This is a genomic window from Tannerella forsythia (assembly GCF_003860135.1).
In the GTDB taxonomy this organism is placed as follows: Bacteria; Bacteroidota; Bacteroidia; order Bacteroidales; family Tannerellaceae; genus Tannerella; species Tannerella forsythia_A.
In genome coordinates this window covers 1-342 of record NZ_RQYN01000180.1, presented here as the reverse complement: position 1 = coordinate 342, position 342 = coordinate 1, and the positions used below count along the sequence as shown (strand labels likewise).

Sequence of the window (342 nt, the reverse complement as noted above, 5' to 3'; positions counted from 1 at the left end):
CCACGATTGATCCGAAGCGGCCGTCCATGCTCCGCTCGCGGTGACGGTGACCGGTTTCGTTTCGCCGGCGGCTACGAAGCTGAGCGTGGCCGGGCTGACGGCGAGTGTTGGGGGAGCTGACGCGCCCTGCTGCGTGACGTTCACCTCCTGCGTGATGCTGCTGGAGGTAAAGGTGACCTTGGCCGTGCGGGGTGCCGTGCCCGTATAGTTCGCGGCCGTAACGCTGATGGTCGTATTGCCCGTACCGTTGCCGGTCGAGAGCGTAAGCCACGATTGATCCGAAGCGGCCGTCCATGCTCCGCTCGCGGTGACGGTGACCGGTTTCGTTTCGCCGGCGGCTAC

General features: G+C 65.8%; 1 protein-coding gene. It reads right to left on the bottom strand.

Annotated elements, in window-relative coordinates:
• Positions 1-342: BACON domain-containing protein (locus tag EII41_RS13870; RefSeq protein ID WP_148091781.1), on the bottom strand; the 342-nt coding region annotated here is incomplete at both ends.